The following is a 2,579-nucleotide window of genomic DNA, read 5'->3' as shown; positions in this document are numbered from 1 at the left end:
ATTGGGTGGTGACTTCAGATTCTGAGCGCTGTTTAATTTCTTTGGCTAAGGCTTCGGCGGATTCGGTAGCGGTATTGTAAAGTTCACGTAGCTGATTAAAGCTAGTAAGGCTGGCTCCGGTACTGAGTTCCAAAGCTTTAGCATGGTCACTTTTGTTCAAGGCAAAGACTTCTGAGCTTTGTTGTTTCCATGATTGGAAGCGTTGTTGAAAGCTTTCTAGGCCTTGGGCGGCTTGCGGGTAATCGGCCAATAAATCTTGAAATTTTAGCATTCTATCTAAGGCTTGTTGGGCATTTTCTTGATAATCAGCTTGCAAGCCCTGAAAATCAGCTTGGTCGCCGGCCAGCATATCTAACTCTGCCACTCTGGCTTGATAAAGGTCACGGTCGGCATTCAGGACTGCGGCGATGGCGGGTAGTACTTTATTTTCGATTGAATGTAAGTTGTTTGTGGTATTCACTCCCACATTGTAGCCGATTAACGAGACCACAATTAACATCATCGCGTTTAAGGCGAACACCAAAGAATATTTAAATCGTAAGCTGCTTAGTTTCATATTTACCTGCCTGTGGCTGCTGCTTTTAATAGTTCTTATTGTTTTATTAAAAAGTCACAAATTAATGTCATTTACTTTAGTTTAGATAGGATTTTATCAATCGGGCTTAAAATCTGCTTTTTGTAAGTTTGCTCACGCTATGTTATTGATAAATTTTAAATTTAAGTTGTGTTTGTGTTTGAATTTACTGGTTTTAATGATATTTAAAATGCATGCTGTTAATTAGCCTTTTTTGCTATATCAAGCGTCATCGTTTGTTACTGACCAAGCTCATTTAACTATTTCCGTCTTAGTAAACGCTTAATACCTTCAATAAGATCAAATCGTAGGGGGAGCTAGCTTTAGAGCGTTTTCTACCGCTGTTTTAGCGCCATGGTGCTGATTTTATTGGTAAATTAGTGGTAAGTTTGGCGATAGCTGCAATGCTACAGAGAAAAATAGTGACCTCGTTAGCTCAACGTTGGTATCAAAGCAGTGCTAGCAAGCAACATTTGCTGCGTTAACCCTCCTTAATGTGTAAGTTTGCTTCATTGCCCATTTATTTAGGCTCTGTTCCGCCTCGCCGGTACGCTGTAACAAAACTAAATGTGATTCCGACTACACTTAAATGACCATTGTGTGAATAAACTCCAGTAAGGAGGGTGCCTATGCGCTTTGGATTGTGGATATTTCTAATGGGCTTTTGGCTGGGCAGCGCAACGGCAGACGATGCCGAATTGCTCGTTGGCAAGGTATGCCCTGTGACTTACCAGCAAAAAACATTGGGTATTTTGGTCTTTTCTGAGGCTTGGTATCACAACAGCCGTCAACAGGCTTCTTACATTCCTCGTGATAATGCCACTGGCATAGGTTTAGAAATTCATTGGTTTGCTAATCGCAATGGCGAGCTTGAACTGGCTAATCAAGCGGGGTGCTCCCGCTACCGTATGTTGCAAGTTCGTACCACCAACCGACGTTTATTGGGTGATGAGCGCTCGGCTCAGATTGATGCGCCCGAGTGGTTTGTGGAGCCCTTTTACGATGCCGTGCCGTTAGAGTTTGGCAGTGGCGTACATCGCACTCCGCAAGATACTCAAGACAAGCCTTGGAGTGAAGCGCCTAAGCGGGCGTCGACATTGGCGATTTATGATACGCCTTTTGTGTCGGACGCCTTGGGCAAAGAGGGGCAAAACATAGAGGTCGAGTTTGAGACTTGTGTGGTGTGTCAGCGTGAGCTGGGTTACGACAGCATCTTGTCTTGTGGTCGCTGGGGCTATAGCCGGGAGTATTTAAACGGGAATAGCGGTTGGGCTGAGCCAGAGTTTAATGGTACTGAATGTTTAGCTCAGCCGAGCGAGCATTATCAAGAAACGGTAAATTTATCGGAGAGCTTTCCTTATAGCTATTGGTTAGATTGGCGCTAACTGAGGGTATTTTCGCTGATAGCGGTTTAGCATGCTTTGATTGCCAAGCAAGCCACCTTGATGAATATATAGGGTAGGCACATTGTCATTGTGCTCGGCTAGGTAGCTGATTAGGCACTGCCAGCCGATGGGGTCGTACAACAGTTCAAATTCAATTTCGGTTTGTTGCTTCAGGTCTAACCAAATTTGGTAATGCTCAGGATAGAGCTTGCCAAAATGGAACTTTTTGGAGCGTGCTAGTATCGTCGGGTGGGTGTTGGGGTTGCTGTTTAATAGCGAAAACTGCGAGCGTAAGTAGTGCTCATCGCCCACACAGGCACAGCTTAACACCTGAATACAGGGATTCATTTGACTAAAATATTCGCTTAAAAACAAAGCGGTAGTACCGGTTCCTGCGGGCAGCATGACCCTTAATTGGCCAATGTGCTGGTGATGCTGCCAGTCTTCGATTTCTTCGGCTAGCATCACCACGCCTTCTCTCGCGTAGTGACAACGGCCACCTTCTGGAATAAACAGTTGCTGCGGCGATAGGCTGGGTTTGACTATGTTTTGCATAAACTGATCGAGGTTAGCCTGCTGTTGTCCGCGTAAACTGGCGACTTCAATGATGCGAGCATCCA

At 44.9% G+C, this 2,579-nt stretch carries 3 protein-coding genes; 1 reads left to right on the top strand and 2 read right to left on the bottom strand.

Annotated features, from left to right (window positions below):
* Positions 1–556: MCP four helix bundle domain-containing protein (locus ACQY6Q_RS08385; protein ID WP_427980138.1), on the bottom strand; the 556-nt coding region annotated here is incomplete at its 3' end.
* Positions 557–1,203: 647 nt separating this feature from the next.
* On the opposite strand from ACQY6Q_RS08385, the gene ACQY6Q_RS08380 reads away from it, so the two are divergent.
* On the top strand, positions 1,204–1,959 hold the full coding sequence (locus tag ACQY6Q_RS08380; protein WP_427980135.1) for a hypothetical protein: 756 nt from the start codon (positions 1,204–1,206) through the stop codon (positions 1,957–1,959).
* Here ACQY6Q_RS08380 and ACQY6Q_RS08375 read toward each other — a convergent pair.
* Positions 1,945–2,579 (bottom strand): 1-aminocyclopropane-1-carboxylate deaminase/D-cysteine desulfhydrase (locus ACQY6Q_RS08375; RefSeq protein ID WP_427980132.1); only part of this gene is annotated, 635 nt, incomplete at its 5' end. The genes ACQY6Q_RS08380 and ACQY6Q_RS08375 overlap by 15 nt on opposite strands.

It is taken from the genome of Agarivorans sp., from assembly GCF_050295395.1.
In the GTDB taxonomy this organism is placed as follows: Bacteria; Pseudomonadota; Gammaproteobacteria; order Enterobacterales; family Celerinatantimonadaceae; genus Agarivorans.
This window is presented reverse-complemented; position numbering and strand designations above follow the sequence as displayed.